At 58.4% G+C, this 19706-nt stretch carries 16 protein-coding genes; 9 read left to right on the forward strand and 7 right to left on the reverse strand.

All coding sequences use genetic code 11. The annotated features are described in order from the left end of the window. The first annotated feature begins 77 nt into the window (after positions 1-77). The 5 genes from nagE to TAN611_RS05980 all read left to right on the forward strand — a co-directional run bounded on the left by nagE (position 78) and on the right by TAN611_RS05980 (position 9119). Positions 78-2111 carry an N-acetylglucosamine-specific PTS transporter subunit IIBC gene (gene nagE, locus TAN611_RS05960; protein ID WP_197951445.1) on the forward strand — a complete coding sequence of 678 codons (2034 nt, stop codon included), beginning with the start codon at positions 78-80 and terminating at the stop codon, positions 2109-2111. Positions 2112-2362: 251 nt separating this feature from the next. Further along, the gene (gene glnS / locus TAN611_RS05965; RefSeq protein WP_105230127.1) at positions 2363-4030 is read left to right on the forward strand and encodes a glutamine--tRNA ligase; all 1668 of its coding nucleotides are present in this window, start codon (positions 2363-2365) and stop codon (positions 4028-4030) included. 587 nt (positions 4031-4617) lie between these two features. Then, positions 4618-6063, forward strand: coding sequence for an OprD family outer membrane porin (locus TAN611_RS05970; RefSeq protein WP_203067385.1), 1446 nt, complete (start codon positions 4618-4620; stop codon positions 6061-6063). A gap of 48 nt (positions 6064-6111) precedes the next feature. Then, positions 6112-6453, forward strand: a complete 342-nt coding sequence (gene chiQ, locus TAN611_RS05975; RefSeq protein WP_111737587.1) for a ChiQ/YbfN family lipoprotein — start codon at positions 6112-6114, stop codon at positions 6451-6453. Positions 6454-6455: 2 nt separating this feature from the next. Next, positions 6456-9119, forward strand: a complete 2664-nt coding sequence (locus TAN611_RS05980; RefSeq protein ID WP_203067386.1) for a family 20 glycosylhydrolase — start codon at positions 6456-6458, stop codon at positions 9117-9119. 114 nt (positions 9120-9233) lie between these two features. Here TAN611_RS05980 and fur read toward each other — a convergent pair whose 3' ends face one another. The 4 genes from fur to ybfF all read right to left on the reverse strand — a co-directional run bounded on the left by fur (position 9234) and on the right by ybfF (position 12051). Further along, complete coding sequence (gene fur / locus TAN611_RS05985; protein WP_105230131.1) at positions 9234-9680, reverse strand: ferric iron uptake transcriptional regulator; 447 nt, start codon at positions 9678-9680, stop codon at positions 9234-9236. Positions 9681-9984: 304 nt separating this feature from the next. Then, complete coding sequence (gene fldA / locus TAN611_RS05990) at positions 9985-10524, reverse strand: flavodoxin FldA (protein WP_105230132.1); 540 nt, start codon at positions 10522-10524, stop codon at positions 9985-9987. A 206-nt stretch (positions 10525-10730) separates the two neighbouring features. Beyond that, a complete protein-coding gene (ybfE, locus tag TAN611_RS05995; RefSeq protein WP_105230133.1) occupies positions 10731-11018 on the reverse strand; it encodes a LexA regulated protein in 288 nt (95 codons plus the stop codon). Between the two features lie 250 nt (positions 11019-11268). After that, positions 11269-12051 carry an esterase gene (gene ybfF / locus TAN611_RS06000; protein WP_203067387.1) on the reverse strand — a complete coding sequence of 261 codons (783 nt, stop codon included), beginning with the start codon at positions 12049-12051 and terminating at the stop codon, positions 11269-11271. Between the two features lie 270 nt (positions 12052-12321). Here ybfF and seqA point away from each other — a divergent pair, with 270 nt between their 5' ends. The 4 genes from seqA (at position 12322) to TAN611_RS06020 (ending at position 15656) form a co-directional block, all read left to right on the forward strand. After that, entirely contained in the window at positions 12322-12855 is a 534-nt protein-coding gene (gene seqA / locus TAN611_RS06005) for a replication initiation negative regulator SeqA (RefSeq protein ID WP_105230135.1), read from the forward strand. 75 nt (positions 12856-12930) lie between these two features. Continuing rightward, positions 12931-14574 (forward strand): phosphoglucomutase (alpha-D-glucose-1,6-bisphosphate-dependent), encoded by a 1644-nt coding sequence (pgm, locus tag TAN611_RS06010; RefSeq protein ID WP_203067388.1) that lies wholly within the window; start codon positions 12931-12933, stop codon positions 14572-14574. A 168-nt stretch (positions 14575-14742) separates the two neighbouring features. Then, the gene (locus TAN611_RS06015) at positions 14743-15351 is read left to right on the forward strand and encodes a PadR family transcriptional regulator (protein ID WP_111737583.1); all 609 of its coding nucleotides are present in this window, start codon (positions 14743-14745) and stop codon (positions 15349-15351) included. Continuing rightward, on the forward strand, positions 15351-15656 hold the full coding sequence (locus tag TAN611_RS06020) for a DUF3861 domain-containing protein (protein WP_105230138.1): 306 nt from the start codon (positions 15351-15353) through the stop codon (positions 15654-15656). The genes TAN611_RS06015 and TAN611_RS06020 overlap by 1 nt, the downstream gene beginning before the upstream one ends. 5 nt (positions 15657-15661) lie before the next feature. Here the strand turns inward: TAN611_RS06020 and kdpE are convergent, their stop codons facing one another. The 3 genes from kdpE to kdpC form a co-directional block, all read right to left on the reverse strand. Next, positions 15662-16351, reverse strand: a complete 690-nt coding sequence (gene kdpE, locus TAN611_RS06025; protein WP_105233227.1) for a two-component system response regulator KdpE — start codon at positions 16349-16351, stop codon at positions 15662-15664. A 12-nt stretch (positions 16352-16363) separates the two neighbouring features. Then, positions 16364-19057, reverse strand: a complete 2694-nt coding sequence (gene kdpD, locus TAN611_RS06030) for a two-component system sensor histidine kinase KdpD (RefSeq protein ID WP_203067389.1) — start codon at positions 19055-19057, stop codon at positions 16364-16366. Between the two features lie 78 nt (positions 19058-19135). Further along, complete coding sequence (gene kdpC / locus TAN611_RS06035; protein WP_203067390.1) at positions 19136-19702, reverse strand: potassium-transporting ATPase subunit KdpC; 567 nt, start codon at positions 19700-19702, stop codon at positions 19136-19138. Positions 19703-19706 lie beyond the last annotated feature (4 nt).

A 19706-nucleotide genomic window follows, 5' to 3' on the forward strand; every position in this document is an offset into this window, starting at 1 on the left:
CGTATTTTTAAAAAAGGCAGTGAGGCTTCTCAATAAACTGCCAATAGGGTCCGCTCGCGGATGAATAGGGGGAAAAGGTGAACATTCTTAGTTATTTACAAAAGGTGGGGCGCGCCTTGATGGTGCCGGTCGCCACGCTGCCGGCCGCCGCGATATTAATGGGCGTCGGCTACTGGATTGACCCGGTAGGCTGGGGCGGCGACAACGCGGTCGCCGCTTTCTTTATTAAGTCTGGTTCAGCCATTATCGACAATATGTCGGTGCTGTTCGCCATTGGCGTCGCTTACGGGATGTCGAAGGATAAGGACGGCGCCGCTGCGCTGACCGGCTTTGTCGGCTTCCTGGTGTTGACTACCCTCTGTTCGCCGGCTGCGGTATCAATGATTCAGAAAATCCCGCTGGATCAGGTGCCAGCCGCGTTTGGTAAAATTGAAAACCAGTTCGTGGGGATTCTGGTGGGGATTATCTCCGCCGAAATCTACAACCGCTTCAGCAGCGTCGAGCTGCCGAAGGCGCTGTCGTTCTTCAGCGGCCGCCGTCTGGTGCCGATCCTGATCTCCTTCCTGATGATTCTGGTCGCCTTTATCCTGATGTACGTCTGGCCGCTTATCTTTAACGGTCTGGTGAACTTCGGTGAATATATTCAGAAAATGGGGTCGGTCGGCGCCGGTCTGTATGCCTTCTTCAACCGCTTGCTGATTCCGGTCGGCCTGCACCATGCGCTGAACTCGGTGTTCTGGTTTGACGTGGCCGGCATCAACGATATTCCTAACTTCCTCGGCGGCCAGCAGTCTATTGAAGCCGGCAAGGCGGTAGTGGGCATTACCGGCCGTTATCAGGCGGGCTTCTTCCCTATCATGATGTTCGGCCTGCCGGGTGCGGCGCTGGCGATTTACCACTGCGCGCGTCCAGAGAACAAGGCTAAAGTGGCGGGCATCATGATGGCCGCGGCGTTTGCCGCCTTCTTCACAGGCATCACCGAGCCGCTGGAGTTCTCCTTTATGTTTGTGGCGCCGGTGCTGTACGTGATCCACGCGATTCTGACCGGTATTTCCGTCTTTATCGCCGCCAGCATGCACTGGATTGCCGGCTTCGGCTTCAGCGCCGGCTTGGTGGATATGGCGCTTGCTTCCCGCAATCCGCTGGCCACCCACTGGTATATGCTGATCCCGCAGGGGCTGGTGTTCTTCGTTATCTACTATGCGGTGTTCCGTTTCACTATCACCAAGTTCAACCTGATGACCCCGGGCCGCGAGCTGGCGGTCGCCGGTGATGAAACCGACGGTTACGATGTTGATGCCGCCGCCGGGAAAGATGAAAACGCCACCACCACGCTGGCCCGCCGTTATGTGAGCGCGATTGGCGGTTCCGATAACCTGACCGGGATTGACGCCTGCATCACCCGCCTGCGTCTGAATGTGAAAGATTCTGCGCTGGTGAACGATGCGCTGGCGAAACGCCTGGGCGCCTCCGGCGTGATTCGCCTGAACAAACAGAGCGTCCAGGTGATTGTGGGGACGCAGGCCGAGCTGATTGCCAGCGCGATGCGCGGCGTGGTGGCTGCCGGCCCGGTAGCCGCCGCCAGCGTGCCGACGACGCCGCCGCAGGCTGACGCGAAGCCGCAGGCGGTACCTAACGCGCCGCAGGCCGTGGTGCTGGAAGCGATGGTTGCGCCGGTCAGCGGCGAGGTTGTGGCGCTGGATCAGGTGCCGGACGAGGCCTTTGCCAGCAAAGCAGTAGGCGACGGCGTGGCAATCCGACCAACCGACAGCACCGTAGTGGCGCCGGCAGACGGCACGGTAGTGAAAATCTTCAACACCAACCATGCCTTCTGCCTGGAAACCGACAAGGGCGTTGAGCTGGTGGTGCATATGGGCATTGATACCGTAGCGCTGAACGGCCAGGGCTTTAAGCGCCTGGTGGAAGAAGGCGCCGAGGTGAAAGCCGGCGAGCCGGTGCTGGAGATGGATCTTGAGTTCCTGAATGCCAATGCACGCTCGATGATCAGCCCGGTAGTAGTCAGCAACGTGGACGATTACGCCGGCCTGGATGAACTGGCAAGCGGTAACGTGGTTGCCGGCCAGACTCGGCTGTACGTGATCAAAAAATAACGGTTTACCTGAGCAGTACCTGATTGGGTGTCAACGAGTCATGACGGGACGCACCCGACGTTTGGCGGGAAGAGAGCAATCTCTTCCCGCTTTTTTATTGGGCGGCGGGGGACCAGTTGCACTTTCCCGGTGCAATGGCGCATGATGGGGCAGTTATCATCTTTTTTGCTGAAACTAACGGTTGTTTCCAAGCGTGGCTTGTTGGATCATAGGCGGTTATGTGAAGCACTTTGCATTTGAGGAATAGTGAAATGAGTGAGGCTGAAGCCCGCCCAACCAATTTTATCCGTCAGATCATCGATGAAGATCTGGCGTCAGGGAAGCACTCGACGGTTCATACCCGCTTCCCGCCTGAACCTAATGGCTATCTGCATATCGGCCATGCGAAATCCATCTGCCTGAACTTTGGCATCGCCAAGGATTACCAGGGGCAGTGCAACCTGCGTTTTGACGATACCAACCCGGTGAAGGAAGATCTCGAGTTTGTTGACTCCATCAAGCATGACGTAGAGTGGCTGGGTTTCCAATGGAGCGGCAACGTTCGTTACTCCTCTGACTATTTCGACCAGCTGCACCAGTATGCCGTTGAATTGATCGGCAAAGGCCTGGCCTACGTTGATGAACTGACGCCGGAGCAAATCCGCGAATATCGCGGCACCCTGACCGCGCCGGGCAAAAACAGCCCGTACCGCGATCGTACGGTGGAAGAGAACCTGGCGCTGTTCGAAAAAATGCGTAACGGCGAGTTTGCCGAGGGCACCGCCTGCCTGCGCGCCAAAATTGATATGGCCTCGCCGTTTATCGTGATGCGCGACCCGGTGCTGTATCGGATCAAGTTTGCCGAACACCACCAGACCGGCAACAAGTGGTGCATCTATCCGATGTACGACTTCACCCACTGCATTTCCGATGCGCTGGAAGGCATTACTCACTCGCTGTGTACGCTGGAGTTCCAGGATAACCGCCGTCTGTATGACTGGGTGCTGGATAACATCACCATTCCTTGCCACCCGCGTCAGTACGAGTTCTCGCGTCTCAACCTTGAGTACGCCATCATGTCGAAGCGCAAGCTGAACCAGCTGGTGACCGAGAAGATCGTGGAAGGCTGGGACGATCCGCGCATGCCGACCGTGTCCGGTCTGCGCCGCCGCGGCTATACCGCCGCCTCTATCCGCGAATTCTGTCAGCGTATCGGCGTGACCAAGCAGGACAACAACGTTGAAATGATGGCGTTGGAGTCATGCATCCGCGACGATCTGAACGAGAATGCGCCGCGCGCCATGGCGGTGCTGGATCCGGTTAAAGTGGTGATCGAGAACCTGCCGGCGGATCAGGTGGAAACGGTGACCATGCCTAACCATCCGAACAAGCCGGAAATGGGCAGCCGCGAAGTGCCGTTCAGCCGCGAAGTGTATATAGACCGCGCTGACTTCCGTGAAGAAGCCAACAAGCAGTACAAGCGTCTGGTATTGGGCAAGGAAGTACGCCTGCGTAATGCCTATGTCATCAAGGCAGAGCGCGTTGAGAAAAACGATGCCGGCGACATCACCACCATCTTCTGCAGCTACGATGCAGAGACGCTGAGCAAGGATCCGGCCGACGGCCGTAAGGTGAAGGGCGTCATTCACTGGGTGTCGGCGGCGCATGCCGTGCCGGCGGAAATCCGCCTGTATGACCGCCTATTCAGCGTGGCAAACCCGGGGGCGGCGGAAGATTTCCTGGCTACCGTTAACCCTGAGTCGCTGGTGGTCAAGCAGGGCTTTGTGGAGCCAAGCCTGGCGCAGGCGCAGCCTGAGCACGCTTACCAGTTTGAACGCGAAGGCTATTTCTGTGCCGACAGCCGCGACTCTTCGGCTGAGCATCTGGTGTTTAACCGCACCGTGGGCCTGCGCGACACCTGGGCGAAAGCGGGCGCGTAAACCGCTATTACGGCCATCTCGCTGATTAAAGCGCAACTTCGGTTGCGCTTTTTTTTGCTTTTTCCGCCGATACATTAATATTATTACAGTAATTGCGCGTCGTTTTATTTTTTACAGTACCCCTCAGGCGCAAACAGCGCCTGCTATTTTTTATTCGTCGCATTTTCTTTGTTAGATGTAAAATAAATTTATATATTCGTGATGAAAAATAATAAAAATAAGAGAGCGCTCTCTGATCTTGGTTGTTTTGTGATCTTGCCAACGCTGAAACCATTCAACTAGCCGACTGTTTGTCGAATATCTATTTTTATTTTTGATTTTATTGTGTTTTTGTATCATCCCTCGCTATTTTTTCACTGAGTAACAAATCCTCATCAATATGTGCTCCTTGTCATACTTTGACAAACTTATTGTATTTTCCATTTGATAATTCGCGTCGCGAAAAATAGTCTGTGATTAGCAATAAATGCTGTGGGGTTTTCCGACGGCAAAAACTTTTTACCCATTTCGGGTTTTTTATTAGCGGTCGTTCGAGGCAGTGATGGGCAGCGGCGGCCGCGCTTTTTATGTCAAAGAGGAATTTCATTATGGCTACGCACGGTGTTCGGCGTAATACGCTGACGCTTGCTGTCGCGGGCGCGCTGTTGGGGACAGGGCTGGCGATGCCCCCGGCAGCGCAGGCAGCAGGGTTTATCGAGGATTCCACGCTAAGCGGCGGCGTGTATTACTGGCAGCGCGAACGCGATCGTAAAGATTTAAATAAAACCAAAGAGATGACCAGGCCGGACGGCAGCAGCGTCACGGTCAATAACCCCGATTACAACAGCTATACCACCAATCTGTCGCATGCAACCGCCAACCTGAGTCTGGATTTCAGTTCCGGCTATGCCTGGGACATGCTGGGTCTGGATATTGCCGCCTTCAGCGCGATTGAAATTGCGGAAAGCAAAGACAGCGGCCACCCGAACGAAATCGCGTTCTCCAGCAGCAACCGCACCTATGACGAAACGTATCAGGGTGATAAGGGCGGGGTGAGCCTGTACAAAGCCGCCGCCAAACTCAAATATGGTCCGCTCTGGGCGCGCGCCGGTTATATCCAACCCAGCGGCCAAACGCTGCTGGCACCGCACTGGAGCTTTTTACCGGGCACCTATCGCGGCGCGGAGGCCGGCGCCAATTTCGACTACGGTGATGCCGGCGCCCTCAGCTTCTCTTATATGTGGACCGATAAATATAAGGCGCCATGGCATATTGAGATGGATGACTTCCGCCAGAATGACAGGAAAACGTCGGTTTCCTATCTGCACTCTATTGGCGCCAAATATGATTTCAAAAACGATCTGGTGCTGGAAGCGGCCTTTGGTCAGGCGCAAGGCTATGTGAACCAATATTTCGCCAAGGCTGCCTATCAATTTGAACTGTTCGGCAACCCGCTCACCACCAGCTATCAATTCTATGGCGCTGAAGACCGCATCAGCGACAAACAGGATCCTAACAGCATTTACGACGGGCTGGCCTGGCTGCAGGCGCTGACCTTCGGCTATACCACCGGCCAGTTTACCTGGCGTCTGGAAGGCACCATGGTCAAGGCCGAAGGTAACCAGGGCTACTTCCTGCAGCGTATGACGCCGACCTATGCCTCCTCGAACGGCCGCCTGGATGTGTGGTGGGACAACCGTTCCGACTTTAACGCCAACGGCGAGAAAGCGCTCTACGCCGGAGTGATGTACGACCTGAGCAAATGGAACCTGCCGGGCTGGGCGGTCGGCGGCTCTTACGTCTACGCCTGGGACGCCAAACCGAGCACTAACCCGATTTACGATCAGAACCAGCGTCTGAAAGAGAGCGCCTACAGTCTGGATGCGATGTACACCGTGCAGGAAGGGCGCGCCAAAGGCTCGTTATTCAAGCTGCACTTCACGCAGTATGACAACCACTCCGATATTCCGAGCTGGGGCGGCGGCTACGGCAACATCTTCCAGGATGAGCGTGACGTCAAATTTATGGTTATCGCACCGTTCACCATTTTTTAATCGCTGCCTTGGCTTTGCGGCCGGGGCGGGATGACAGGGGACAGTTTCATGAAAAAACGCATGTTGGCGGTAACCGTGACGGTAGGGTTGGCGGGCTGCGTACAGCCGCAGGCGGCGCCGGAAGACGGCCGCTTACGGCAGGCATACGCCGCCTGCATCAATACCGCAGAAGGCTCGCCGGAAAAATTGCAGTCCTGCCAGGCGGTGCTGGATGTCTTGCGGCAAGAGCAACGGCACCAGCCGTTTGCTGAACAGGAAACGGTACGCGTGATGGATTACCAAAAATGCATTCAGGCGCTGCACAGCGGCGACGGCCAGGCGTATCACGAGCGCTGCGGCAAGCTGTGGCAAGAAATTCGGGCGAATAATCACGATGACCAAGGAGTCTGAAGATGAACAGATTTAAACTGAGTGCCCTGGCCGTACTGGCGGCGACCGCCGGCATGTTCGGCGCGATCGGCAACGCCATGGCGGATCAACCGCTGGTGGATCGCCTCAGCCAGCTGAAGCTGAATATCAAAATGCTGGACAACCGCGCGGCCGACAGCGGCGTGGATTGCGCCAGGCTGGGCGCCGACTGGGCGGCCTGCAACAAGGTGATGATCACGTTGGCCAACGACGGCCAGGCGATTACCGCCAAAGATTGGGCGATCTATTTCCACAGCCCGCGGCAGACGCTGGAGGTGGGCAACCAACAGTTCCGCATCACTCACCTGACCGGCGATCTGTACAGGCTGGAGCCGACCGACGCGTTCCGGGGCTTCCCGGCCAACCAGGCGGTGGAAATTCCCATCGTGGCCGAATACTGGCAGCTGTTTAAGACGGATTTCCTGCCGCGCTGGTATGCGACTTCCGGCGATGCCAAGCCGAAAGTGCTGACCAACACCGATACCGAGGATCTGGATCGGTTCGTGGCGCCGTTTACTGGCGATCAATGGAAGCGCACCAAAGAGGATAAAAACGTGCTGATGACGCCGGCCTCGCGCTTTACGCGTAACGCGGACCTGCAGACGTTGCCGGCCGCCTCGCTGCGTGGCCAGATCATCCCGACGCCGGTGTCGGTGCAGGTCCATGCGCAGGATATCGATCTTGGCAACGGCGTGGCGCTGGCGCTTGGCGCCTTGGATCAGGCGACGGCGAACGTGGTGCGCGATCGTTTTGCACAGCTTGGCGTGGCGAGCGCGGCGGCGGGCTACCCGATAAAGACTGAGGTAAATCCGGCGTCGTTCAGCGGAGAAATGACGCAATCCGGCGCCTATACGCTGACGCTGGGCGAGAAAGAAGCGCGGGTTACCGGTTTTGATCAGAGCGGGGTGTTCTACGGCCTGCAGTCAATTCTGTCGTTGATCCCGCTGCACGGCGATAAAAAGATTGCCACGCTGGAGGCGCGCGACGCGCCGCGCTTTGCCTATCGCGGCCTGTTCCTCGACGTGGCGCGTAACTTCCACCATAAAGATGCGGTGCTGCGCCTGCTGGATCAAATGGCGGCCTATAAGCTGAATAAATTCCATTTCCACCTGACCGACGATGAGGGCTGGCGTATTGAAATCCCCGGCCTGCCGGAGCTGACGGAGGTTGGCGGACAGCGCTGCCATGACCTGAGCGAAACCACCTGTCTGCTGCCGCAGTACGGTCAGGGGCCGGATGTGTACGGCGGTTTCTTCTCGCGTCAGGATTACATCGACATTCTCAACTATGCGCAGGCGCGCCATATTGAGGTGATTCCGGAAATCGACATGCCGGCGCATGCCCGCGCGGCGGTGATCGCCATGGAGGCGCGTTACAAGAAACTGCATGCGCAGGGCAAACAGCAAGAAGCGCAGGAGTACCGGCTGGTGGATCCGACCGATACCTCGAACACCACCTCGGTGCAGTTCTTCAACCGCCAGAGCTACCTGAATCCATGTCTGGACTCTTCCACCCGCTTTGTTGACAAGGTGATGGGTGAAATAGCCAAGATGCATCAGGAGGCGGGACAGCCGATCGGCACCTGGCACTTTGGCGGCGACGAGGCGAAAAACATCCGGCTGGGCGCCGGCTATACCGATGTGAAGAAGCCGGAAGCGGGCAAGGGCATGCTTGACCTGAGCAAAGAAGACAAGCCATGGGCGAAGTCACAGGCCTGCCAACGGCTTATCGACAGCGGCAAAGTGGCGGATATGGCACATCTGCCGAGCTACTTCGGTCAGGAAGTCAGCAAGCTGGTGAAGGCGCACGGCATCGATCGGATGCAGGCCTGGCAGGATGGCCTGAAAGATGCCAAGGACGCCAAAGCGTTCGCCACCTCGCGCGTGGGCGTCAACTTCTGGGATACCCTGTACTGGGGCGGTTTTGACTCGGTGAACGACTGGGCCAACAAGGGCTATGAAGTGGTGGTTTCCAACCCGGACTATGTCTACCTGGACTTCCCGTATGAAGTGAACCCAAACGACAGCGGCTATTACTGGGGCACCCGCTTCAGCGATGAGCGTAAAATCTTCAGCTTCGCACCGGACAATATGCCGCAAAACGCCGAAACCTCGGTTGACCGCGACGGCAATGCCTTTACCGCCAAGAGCGATAAGCCATGGCCGGGAGCGTATGGCCTGTCCGCCCAGCTGTGGAGCGAGGTGGTGCGCACCGATCCGCAGATGGAGTATATGATCTTCCCGCGTGCGCTGTCGGTGGCCGAACGCGCCTGGCACCGTGCCGAGTGGGAACTGGACTATCAGGCGGGCCGCGAATATAAGGGCGGTGAAACGCAGTTTGTCGATACCAAAAAGCTGGCGCAGGAGTGGCTGATTTTTGCCAATATTCTGGGGCAGCGCGAACTGGCCAAGCTGGATGCGGGCGGAATCAGTTACCGTCTGCCGGTGCCGGGCGCCCGTATTGTCGGCGGCAGGCTGGAGGCCAATATTGCGCTGCCGGGCTTGACGATCGAATATTCGACCGACGGCGGTCAGCGTTGGCAGCGTTATGATGATGCCGCCAGGCCGGCGGTGCAGGGCGAAGTGCAGATTCGTTCGGCAAGCCCGGATGGCAAGCGCTTTAGCCGCGCGGAGCCGGTAGCGGCTTAAGTCAACGTCTGCGGCGCCCGAGCGGTATAACGGTGGGCGCCGCAGCTCACCCACGAACGGCAGGCATAAAAAAACCGCCGTGCGGCGGTTCCTGTTTACGCTGGCAGGCCAGACTTATTTTTTGTTATGCAGCGTATCGTTTTCACGGCAGTCACCGCTGGCACAGTGGCCGTACAGGTACAGGCTGTGGTTGGTGAGTTTGATGCCGTGCTGTTTGGCGATATCGCGCTGACGTTGTTCGATAGACTCATCGCTGAACTCGATCACTTTTCCGCAGTCCAGGCAGATCAGGTGATCGTGGTGATGCTGTTGGGTCAGTTCGAATACTGACTTGCCGCCTTCGAAGTTATGGCGCGTGACGATACCGGCGTCGTCGAACTGGTTCAGTACGCGGTAAACCGTCGCCAGACCAATTTCTTCGCCCATGTCGATCAGTTTCTTATACAAATCTTCCGCACTGACATGATGGCAAGCCGGATCTTGCAGCACTTCCAGGATTTTGAGTCGCGGAAGCGTGACTTTTAAGCCGGCCTTCTTCAATGCGGTGTTGTTGTCAGTCATGCGGATTCAGTCCTGTTACTATGCTAATCAGTTGAGGCATTGTTGCCTGTGGCATCGGTCGGCACAAAGCGTTAATAGCGTCTCATTATAGAACCGGTTGCCCTAAATGGAAACCGCCGGTTGTTAACAAAAGCCTACTGCGCCGTTACATGTTGCGCGTGCAACATCTTGATGAATGGGATAAACGGAGCCAAAGTCTACCGTGACGGGGAGGGAAGTTACTAATATGTAGCTTCTATTGCTTCAATCCGTGATGCCGATAACGGCCCTGTCGGTCTGCAGGGCCTTGCATCGCGAAATGGCATCAGCCGATGATATCGGCCAGGCTCAGCTCTTCGACGATCTGTTTGACCCAGGCTTCCACGCGTTCGTTGGTCAGCTCCGGCTGGCGGTCTTCATCAATGGCCAAGCCGATAAAGTTGTCGTCGTCCGCCAGGCCCTTGGAGGCTTCGAAATGGTAGCCTTTGGTCGGCCAGTGGCCGACGATGGCGGCGCCGCGTGGTTCGATAATATCGCGGATGGTGCCCATCGCGTCGCAGAAGTACTCGGCGTAGTCTTCCTGATCGCCGCAGCCGAACAGCGCAACCAGTTTCCCGTTGAAGTCTATTTCTTCCAGCGTCGGGAAAAAGTCGTCCCAGTCACATTGTGCTTCACCGTAGTACCAGGTCGGGATGCCCAGCAGCAAAATGTCGAATGCGTCCAGATCTTCTTTGCTGCTTTTGGCGATGTCGTGAATCTCAGCAACATCATCGCCGAAATCTTTGCGAAGGAGCTTTTGAATCATCTTGGCAATGTTTTCAGTATTGCCCGTGTCGCTGCCAAAGAAAATGCCTACGTTAGCCATATTGCGTATAACCTTTCAATTCAATAAATTACAATACGTTTCGCCTGCTGATCGCATCGGTATCGTTGTAAAGTGGCGTCATGGTAGAGACCAGGGTCCCACCGGTAAATGCCTATCATGCCAGAAATTTGTTCCGGGGTTTTATCGCGTTCATGCGATGCCGGAAAGTAAGGCGGCGTTAAGCAGGCGCTATCCCCGCGCCGCGTTCACGACGACGGCTGTTCGTCCGCCAGCTGCGCCAGCAGCATTTGCTCGATCAGTTCGCTGCGGCTGATGTTGCGTTGTTCGGCCAGCTTGTTCAGCGCTTCCACCGCATCCGCGTTGATTTTCAGTTCCACACGCCGTAACCCGCGTACTTTATCGCGCCGTAACTGATTACGCTTATTGATTCTAAGCTGTTCATCACGGGATAACGGGTTGGTTTTCGGGCGCCCCGGACGGCGTTCATCTGCGAACAGATCCAGCGTCGTGCGATCCGTTTGTTCTTTTGCCATAGGTAGCGGTACTGCAAGGGAATTAGCATCAAAAAGCGATGATATGCTTCCGGACGCTGTGGTTAATACCGTTCAGGTCATTACAACCTAAGCCAACTTTGCCACCAATCTGGCGCCGGACAGCACGCTGAGGATGGCGGCAAAAATTATAGCGCGCCATCTTACCCCAGCTGGCGTCGCAACGACAATGCCTAACTGAGGCGCAAACGCGCTAAGCCGTTATCTTTAGCGCGTTTTTTCACCACCTGCGTTATGGTTCGGCTAAAAAGCGGTGAATCGCGCGCAGTACGGCCTGCGGTTTTTCCGCGTGCACCCAGTGTCCGCTGCCGGCCACCTCATAGGCGCGCGCCTGTGGGAACTGGCGCGCAATAGCGTCACGGTAGCTGTTTTGCACATATGGCGATAGCCCGCCGCGGATAAACAGAATCGGATGAGGCCAGGCGGGCACGTCGTGCCAGCCGATGATCGCCGCGTAGTTGGCAATCAGCACCGGCAGGTTGAAGCGCCACTCTCCCTGATGAAAGGATTTCAGCAGGAACTGAATCACGCCTTCTTCATCCAGATAGTCGCGCATCAGCTGCGCCGCCTGTTGGCGCTGGGTGATGCCGGCGTCGCTGACCGCTGTCAGGGCGGCGAAGATTTCGTCATGGCGGCGGGTTTGGTAGTCCACCGGCGCAATGTCGATCGCCACCAGGCGTTCGATGCGCTCCGGCGCCAGCGCGGTCAGCGCCATGGCGGCCTTGCCGCCCATGGAATGGCCGATAACGATGGTGCGCTCAATCCGGAGGTCGTCCAGCAGCGTCAGCAGATCCTGCGCCATCGCCGCGTAGCTCATCTCGTCAGAGTGCGGCGACAGGCCGTGGTTGCGCAGATCCACTTTGATGACGCTGTGTTGCTGATTTAAGTCGCGCGCCAGCACCCCGAGGTTGTCGAGATTGCCGAACAGGCCGTGGATCAGCAGGATAGGAAGGGTATCGGCGTTCTCCGACTGTGCGGCCAGCAATTGATAATGTAATTTCATCGCGAAGTTCATGATCTTGAGAGGTTCTGATAGGGTATCATACTCATTATCTGCAAAGGTGATGGATTGGCAGTGCTGACGCATCCCGTTATCCACCGTATTTCCCGCGCGCCGGCCGGCGAGGGCAGGATAAAAAATGACGGGGATATAGGTAATAGTCTGCTTTTGCCTGAGAACGGCACTTTGTTGTGTCTGCCCCCACGCTTTTAACTTTATAATCCCTCGGCTTGAAGACAGAACCTGGCTTCGGGCTTTAAGTAGAAAACACAGTACTGGATAAAGATGAAAACTATTGAAGTCGACGAAGAACTTTACCGTTATATTGCCAGCCACACGCAACATATCGGGGAAAGTGCGTCCGATATTTTACGGCGTATGTTGAAGTTTTCCGCAGGGCAACCTGTGCGTAGCGCAAGCGTAGTGGCCCAGGGTCAGGAGCCGGAAAAAGCGGCGGCGCCACGCCCGCGCGATCGCGTACGCGCCATGCGCGAACTGCTGCTGTCGGATGAATACGCCGAGCAGAACAAAGCCGTAAATCGCTTTATGCTGGTACTTTCTACGCTGTACACCCTGGATGCGGCCGGTTTCGCCATGGCGACCGACGCGTTGCATGGCCGTACCCGCACCTATTTTGCCGGCGATCAGCAAACGCTGCTGGCAAATGGAACGCACACCAAACCGAAACACGTTCCGGGTACGCCTTACTGGGTGATCACCAATACCAATACCGGCCGTAAACGCAGCATGATCGAGCACATCATGCTGGCTATGCAGTTCCCGACGGAGCTGACAGAAAAGGTTTGCGGGACTATTTGATTTAGCGAACTGCTCGTCTCGGCGGCCGCGGCGTCATTGCGCCTGGCTCCCGAGAAGAGAAAGGGAGAGATGTTGATGGCGAACCATCCACGTGCCGGGCAACCGGCTCAGCAAAGCGATCTGATTAACGTGGCGCAGCTGACGTCGCAGTATTATGTGCTGCAGCCGGAAGCCGGCAATGCCGCCCATGCGGTGAAATTCGGCACATCCGGTCACCGTGGCAGCGCCCAGCGCCACAGTTTTAATGAAGCGCACATTCTGGCGATCGCTCAGGCGATTGCCGAAGTGCGTCGCCAGCAGGGCATCACCGGCCCGTGCTACGTGGGTAAGGATACGCACGCCCTGTCTGAACCGGCATTTATCTCGGTGCTGGAAGTGCTGACCGCCAACGGCGTGGATGTTATCGTCCAGGAGAACAACGGCTACACGCCAACGCCGGCGATTTCCAACGCCATCCTGAGCTACAACAGCAAAGGCGGCGCGCAGGCGGACGGCATCGTTATCACGCCTTCCCACAACCCACCGGAAGATGGCGGCATCAAATACAACCCGCCTAACGGCGGCCCGGCCGACACCAATCTGACCTCGGTGATTGAAAAACGCGCCAACGAACTGCTGAGCGCCAAACTGCAGGGCGTACAGCGTCAGTCGCTGGAGAAGGCCTGGAACGGCGGTCATCTGCACGCGCAGGATCTGGTGCAGCCGTATGTTGAAGGGCTGGTGGACGTCGTTGATATGCCGGCCATTCAGAATGCCGGCCTGAAGCTGGGCGTCGATCCGCTCGGCGGCTCCGGCATCGCTTACTGGCAGCGTATCGCCGAGCATTACAAGCTGGACCTGACGCTGGTGAACGACGCCGTCGATCAGACCTTCCGCTTTATGAGCCTGGACCACGACGGCGTGATTCGCATGGACTGCTCCTCCGAATCGGCAATGGCGGGTCTGCTGGCGCTGCGCGACAAGTTCGATCTGGCGTTTGCCAATGACCCGGACTACGACCGCCACGGCATCGTGACGCCGGCTGGCTTGATGAACCCGAATCACTATCTGGCGGTGGCGATCAACTACCTGTTCCAGCACCGTCCGCAGTGGGGCGCCGACGTTGCCGTCGGTAAAACGCTGGTGTCCAGCGCGATGATTGACCGCGTGGTGGCCGATTTGGGCCGCAAACTGGTGGAAGTGCCGGTCGGCTTCAAATGGTTCGTTGACGGTCTGTACGACGGCAGCTTCGGCTTCGGCGGCGAAGAGAGCGCTGGCGCGTCCTTCCTGCGTTTCGACGGCAAGCCGTGGTCTACCGACAAAGACGGCATCATTATGTGCCTGCTGGCGGCGGAAATTACCGCGGTGAGCGGTGAGAACCCGCAGCGTCATTATGACCTGCTGGCGGCCCGCTTCGGCGCGCCAAGCTACAACCGTCTGCAGGCGCCGGCGAGCCACGCGCAGAAAGCGGCGCTGTCCAAGCTGTCTCCAGAGATGGTGCAGGCCGACACGCTGGGCGGCGATGTCATCACCGCACGTCTGACCGCAGCACCGGGCAACGGCGCGTCGATCGGCGGCCTGAAGGTGATGACCGACAACGGCTGGTTTGCGGCGCGTCCATCCGGTACGGAAGAGGCCTACAAAATCTATTGCGAGAGCTTCCTCGGGGCGGAACACCGCCAGAAAATCGAGCAGGAAGCGGTGGAGATCGTCAGCGAAGTGCTGTCCTCCGCAAAATAATCCCCCGCAGTAATAGAAAAAAGCGCTGTTTTTACAGCGCTTTTTTTATGCCCGTAATTTAGATATATCTAACCACGATATTTTCCTTGCCGATTTAGATATATCGATCTAGATTAGATATATCGGACTTGATTCGATATATCTAAAAAAACCTGAGAGGTAAGCATTATGTTTCATCGACTCCGTTCGGATCGCTTCTGCGATCGTCATGGTGAAATGCATGAACGCCACTTCCACCATCATCGCGCCGGGCGTCATGCGATGGGCGGCCACGGCAGTAAACTGCACCGCCTGTTTGAACACGGCGAACTGCGTATGGTGCTGCTGGCGCTGGTTGAGCGCAAACCGAGCCACGGCTATGAATTAATCAAGGCGATTGAAGAGGCCTCCTCCGGCCTGTATGTGCCAAGCCCCGGCGTGATCTATCCGACGCTGACGCTGCTGGAAGAACAGGATTTCCTGGAAGCGGAAACCTCAGGCAAAGGGCGCAAGAACTACCGGATCACGGATGCCGGCAGAGCGGAACTGGCGCAGCATCAGACCACGGTAGACGTGATTTTCGCCCGCCTGGCCGGTGCCGGCCTTCGCCGCGAAGGGAATCTGGCGGAAGGCATTGCCGACACCATGCATCGTCTGAGGTGCGTGCTGCGCGGCAATATGATGCGCGCCGATCTGACCCAGGAGCAGGTTGAGCGTATTAACCAGGCGCTGCTTGAAGCGCTCGGCCGTATTGAGGCCGAAGTGGCCACACATGACAATGCAGAGGAGCAAGCCTGATGCCGGGACACCGTTTTCGTATTACCGTTGAGGCGCTGAGCGACCGTAAAGGCGCGCCGGTAGAAAAGACGCCGCTGGTGTTTGAAGTGGAAAATCATGACGACATTCTGGAGATTGTCGAACGCATCCAGGGGCGGGAGGATTTGGCCTTCGGCAAGGAAAAAAGCGCCGCCTTTGCCGTCGGGTTGAAACTGTTTTCCGAGGTGATGATCGAAAACCGTAAACATGCGGTGTTTGCGCCGCTGCGCGACGCATTCAAAGCGTTTATGGTCGGTCTAAAAAAAGGGCCGCAGGCGGGGGAATAGCCGGCTCAGGGCATAAAGCGGTAGCCGACGCCGGTTTCGGTTAGCAGATGCTTGGGGCGCGCCGGATCGGCCTCCAGCTTCTGCCGCAGATGCCCCATATAAATGCGCAGGTAATGGCTGTGTTCGACGTAGTTCGGCCCCCAGACGTGGCTGAGCAACTGGCGCTGGGTCAGCACCTTGCCGGCGTTGGCCAGCAGTTCGGCCAGCAGACGGAACTCAATCGGCGTCAGATGCAGCTCTTCGCCGCCGCGCGTGACCTGGCGGTTAAGCAGATCGACGCTGACGTCGGCAAAGCTGACCTGCGGGCTTTCCTGCTGGCTGCCGGCATGGCGGCGCAGCGCCACCCGCACCCGCGCCAGCAGCTCACCGATCCCGAAGGGTTTGCTGAGATAGTCGTCGGCGCCGGCGTCCAGCGCGGAGATTTTGTCCTCTTCCGCCAGGCGGGCGGACAGCACGATGATCGGGATGCTGCTCCACTGGCGCAGATCGCGGATAAAACTCAGCCCGTCGCCGTCGGGCAGCCCCAGATCGAGAATAATCAGGTCCGGCTTGCGCGTGCCGGCTTCAATCAGACCCCGCTGCAGCGTATCGCTTTCAAACACCCGCAGTCCTTCCGTCTCCAGCGCGCTGCGGACAAAGCGCCGGATCTCTTTCTCATCTTCCACGATCAGAATGTTAATCGGGGTCATGCTCAACATTGTCCTCGGTTATAAATCGAAGTCTGCGCCGTCCATTTCCGGCATGCTTTCCAGCGGCAGCAGAAACTTGAAGCTGGCGCCGCCGTGGCTGCCGTTATCCGCCCAAATACGCCCGCCGTGCAGCTCGATAATGGCGCGGCAGATCGCCAGCCCTAGACCGACGCCGGGAATGGCGGATTCTTTATCGCCGCGAGAGAATTTGTCGAAGATATGCTGCCTTTGCTCGGCGGGAATACCGGGGCCGTTATCCCAGATTTCCACCTCCAGCCACTCCGGCAAAGTGCGGGCGCGAATACCGATAATAGCATCCTGTCCGGCATATTTATCGGCATTTTCCAACAGGTTGGTGAATACACGCTCCAATAAACTACCATCGCAGTTGATCAGCACCATTTCATCGGGCAGCTCCACCTTGACCTCATGCTGGTTGAAGATCGGCTCCAGCATATGCAGCGACGCGCCGACGATCTCCTCCAGCGACTGCCACTCTTTGCGCAGGATAAAACCGCCGGACTGAATGCGCGCCATATCCAGCAGATTATTCACCAGCCGGGTGGTGCTCAACACCTGCTGGCGGATCTGGCTGGCCTGCGGGGCGTGCCGGGATCCTTCCGCCGCCAGATCCAGCGTAAGAATTTCCGCCTGGCCGAACAGCACCGTCAGCGGCGTGCGCAGATCGTGCGACAGCGCTGCCAGCAGCGAGTTGCGCAGCTGCTCGCGTTCGGTATCCAGCCGCGCCTGAGCGGCGCTGCGCGCCAGTTGCTGACGCTCCAGCGCGCTGGCGATCAGCACGCTGAAGGTTTGCAGCAGCCGCTGCTGTTCCGGCACCATCAGCTGGCGCAGGTTGTTCGGCTCGATCGCCAGCAGGCCGAAGGTGTGCTGCGAGGTTTTCAGCGGCAGCAGTTGGTAAGGCACGCCGGGCAGCGTATCGGTGCCCGCGCCGGCGGGCTGCCCTTTGTCATAGCTCCAGCGGGCGATGGCCTCATCCACCGACAGCAGACCGCCGTCCTGGCCGACCATTTGCCGCAGCTGGCCGTCTTCCTGCGGCAGTATCAGCACGGTTTTGGCGTGAAAACTGCTGGAAAGGAAGTGACGGCTGGTGCTGGCGACGTCTTCGGCGGTCAGCGCCTGGCTCAGGCCGTGCGACATTTCATACAGGTGTCGCGCCCGCTGTTCGCGGTAGCGCGCCACGCGCGCCTGATAACGCACGCCGGCGGTGAGGTTACCGATGGTGATACCGACGGTCAGCATCACCGCGAAGGTCAGCAGATACTGCACATCGCTGACGGCAAATGACCAGTGCGGCTGGACAAAGAACAGATCGAAACTGGCGACGTTAATCACCGCCGCCAGCACCGACGGCCAGCGGCCGAAAAACAGCGCGACAATCACCACGCCGAGCAGATACACCATCACCAGGTTGGCCTGATCGAATCCCGGCAGCAGCCATTGGGAGAGCAGGGTGATCAGCGCGCACAGCGCGAACGCCACCGCGCAGCCGCGTAGCTGCATGCGCCACTTATCGCTGAAGCTGCGGTTATCGGGTTCTTTCAGCACGCTCGGCGGGCGCTCATCCTCCAGCGCCACGATCACCAGATCGAGGTCTGGCCCTAACTGGCCGAGACGGTCGGCGAAACTGCTGCGGAACTTCCAGCGCTGTTCACCGCGCCGGCCGATAATAATTTTACCCAGATTATGTTCACGGGCGTAACGCAGCACCGCGCGCTCTTCCGACGGTGCGGCCAGCGTGGCGGTCTGTGCGCCCAGTTCCTGCGCCAGACGCAGCGCGCGCAGAATGGCGCGCCGACGGCTTTCCGGCAGCCGGTGCAGCTTGGGGGTTTCCACATAGACCGCGTGCCAGTGGCAGCCGAGCCGCGCCGCCAGACGGGCGGCAATGCGCACCAGTTTTTCGCTGCCGCTGTTGTGGCCGACGCACAGCAAAATGCTGTCGCGGGTGTGCCAGACCTTCTCCTGCCCCTGGGTATCGCGGAAGGCGCGCATCTGGTCGTCCACCCGGTCGGCGGTGCGGCGCAGCGCCAGCTCGCGCAGGGCGATCAGGTTGCCTTTGCGGAAGAAGTGCTCAATGGCGCGCTCGGCGTGGCCGGGCAGGTAGACCTTGCCCTCATTCAGCCGTCGCTGCAGGTCGTCCGGCGGCAGGTCGACCAGCACCACTTCGGTGGCCTGATCGAAGACGTGGTCGGGCACGGTTTCGCGCACCCGCACGCCGGTAATGCCGCCGACTACGTCGTTCAGGCTTTCCAGGTGCTGTACGTTGACGGTGGTTAGTACGTCGATGCCGGCATCCAGCAGCTCCTCCACATCCTGCCAGCGTTTGGGGTGACGCGAGCCGTGGGCGTTGCTGTGGGCCAGTTCATCCATCAGGATCAGCGCCGGATGGCGCGCCAGCGCGGCATCCAGATCGAACTCACGCACCACGCGGCCGCGGTGCTGAATCCGTTTTTGCGGCAGCACGCTCAGCCCGTCCAGCAGCGCGGCGGTCTCATTGCGGCCGTGGGTCTCCACCACCCCGATCAGAACGTCAAGGCCCAGAGCGCGTTGCCTCTGGGCTTCTTGCAGCATGGCGTAGGTTTTACCGACGCCGGCGCAGGCGCCGAAAAATACTTTCAGACGGCCGCGAGGTTTTTCGTTGGCGACCGCCAGCAGGCTGTCCGGATCGGGGCGCTGCTGTTCATCATCAACCATGAAAACTCCTTGTCTGGCAACGCAAAATGGGTTCGCCGCGGCGAACCCGTACAGAAAGGGACATGCCTGTCGCGTTTATTACAGCGCGTCCAGCGCCATATTCAACTGCAGCACGTTGACCGTGGTCGTGCCGAGAAAGCCCGGCGTGGGTCGTTCGCTGTGTTCGGCGATTAACCGCGCCACCCGGGCCGGCGGCAGATGGCGGGCGGCGGCGATGCGGGCCAGCTGGTACTGCGCGGCGGCGACGGAGATCTGCGGGTCGAGGCCGCTGCCGGAGGCGGTCAGCAGGTCGACCGGGATCGGGCCGCGCATGGTCGGGTTGGCCTGACGCAGCAGGGCGGCCCGCTCGGCGAAGGCGTTATCCAGCGCCGGGTTTGACGCCGCCAGATTGCTGCCGCCTGACGCTTCGGCATTATAGGCCGAATCGGCGGTGGCGGAAGGGCGGCCCCAGAAATAGCGCGGCTGGGTAAAATTCTGGCCGATCAGCGCCGAACCGGCCAGTTTGTCGCCATGGTACAGCAGCGAGCCGTTGGCCTGCTGGGAAAATAGCAGCTGCGCCAGGCCGGTGGTCAGCAGCGGATAGGCGATACCGGTGAGCAGCGTCAGCAAAATCAGCATCACCAGCGCAGGACGTAAATAAGACATGGTG

Origin of the sequence: Serratia sp. Tan611, from assembly GCF_905188235.1 — a bacterium.
Classification (GTDB): domain Bacteria; phylum Pseudomonadota; class Gammaproteobacteria; order Enterobacterales; family Enterobacteriaceae; genus Serratia_B; species Serratia_B rhizosphaerae.

Coding starts and splice junctions, on each gene's coding strand:
- glnS (WP_105230127.1), top strand. CDS start 2,363: ATGAGTGAGGCTGAAGCCCGCCCAACCAATTTTATCCGTCAGATCATC.
- TAN611_RS05970 (WP_203067385.1), top strand. CDS start 4,618: ATGGCTACGCACGGTGTTCGGCGTAATACGCTGACGCTTGCTGTCGCG.
- chiQ (WP_111737587.1), top strand. CDS start 6,112: ATGAAAAAACGCATGTTGGCGGTAACCGTGACGGTAGGGTTGGCGGGC.
- TAN611_RS05980 (WP_203067386.1), top strand. CDS start 6,456: ATGAACAGATTTAAACTGAGTGCCCTGGCCGTACTGGCGGCGACCGCC.
- fur (WP_105230131.1), bottom strand. CDS start 9,680: ATGACTGACAACAACACCGCATTGAAGAAGGCCGGCTTAAAAGTCACG.
- fldA (WP_105230132.1), bottom strand. CDS start 10,524: ATGGCTAACGTAGGCATTTTCTTTGGCAGCGACACGGGCAATACTGAA.
- ybfE (WP_105230133.1), bottom strand. CDS start 11,018: ATGGCAAAAGAACAAACGGATCGCACGACGCTGGATCTGTTCGCAGAT.
- ybfF (WP_203067387.1), bottom strand. CDS start 12,051: ATGAACTTCGCGATGAAATTACATTATCAATTGCTGGCCGCACAGTCG.
- seqA (WP_105230135.1), top strand. CDS start 12,322: ATGAAAACTATTGAAGTCGACGAAGAACTTTACCGTTATATTGCCAGC.
- pgm (WP_203067388.1), top strand. CDS start 12,931: ATGGCGAACCATCCACGTGCCGGGCAACCGGCTCAGCAAAGCGATCTG.
- TAN611_RS06015 (WP_111737583.1), top strand. CDS start 14,743: ATGTTTCATCGACTCCGTTCGGATCGCTTCTGCGATCGTCATGGTGAA.
- TAN611_RS06020 (WP_105230138.1), top strand. CDS start 15,351: ATGCCGGGACACCGTTTTCGTATTACCGTTGAGGCGCTGAGCGACCGT.
- kdpD (WP_203067389.1), bottom strand. CDS start 19,057: ATGGTTGATGATGAACAGCAGCGCCCCGATCCGGACAGCCTGCTGGCG.
- kdpC (WP_203067390.1), bottom strand. CDS start 19,702: ATGTCTTATTTACGTCCTGCGCTGGTGATGCTGATTTTGCTGACGCTG.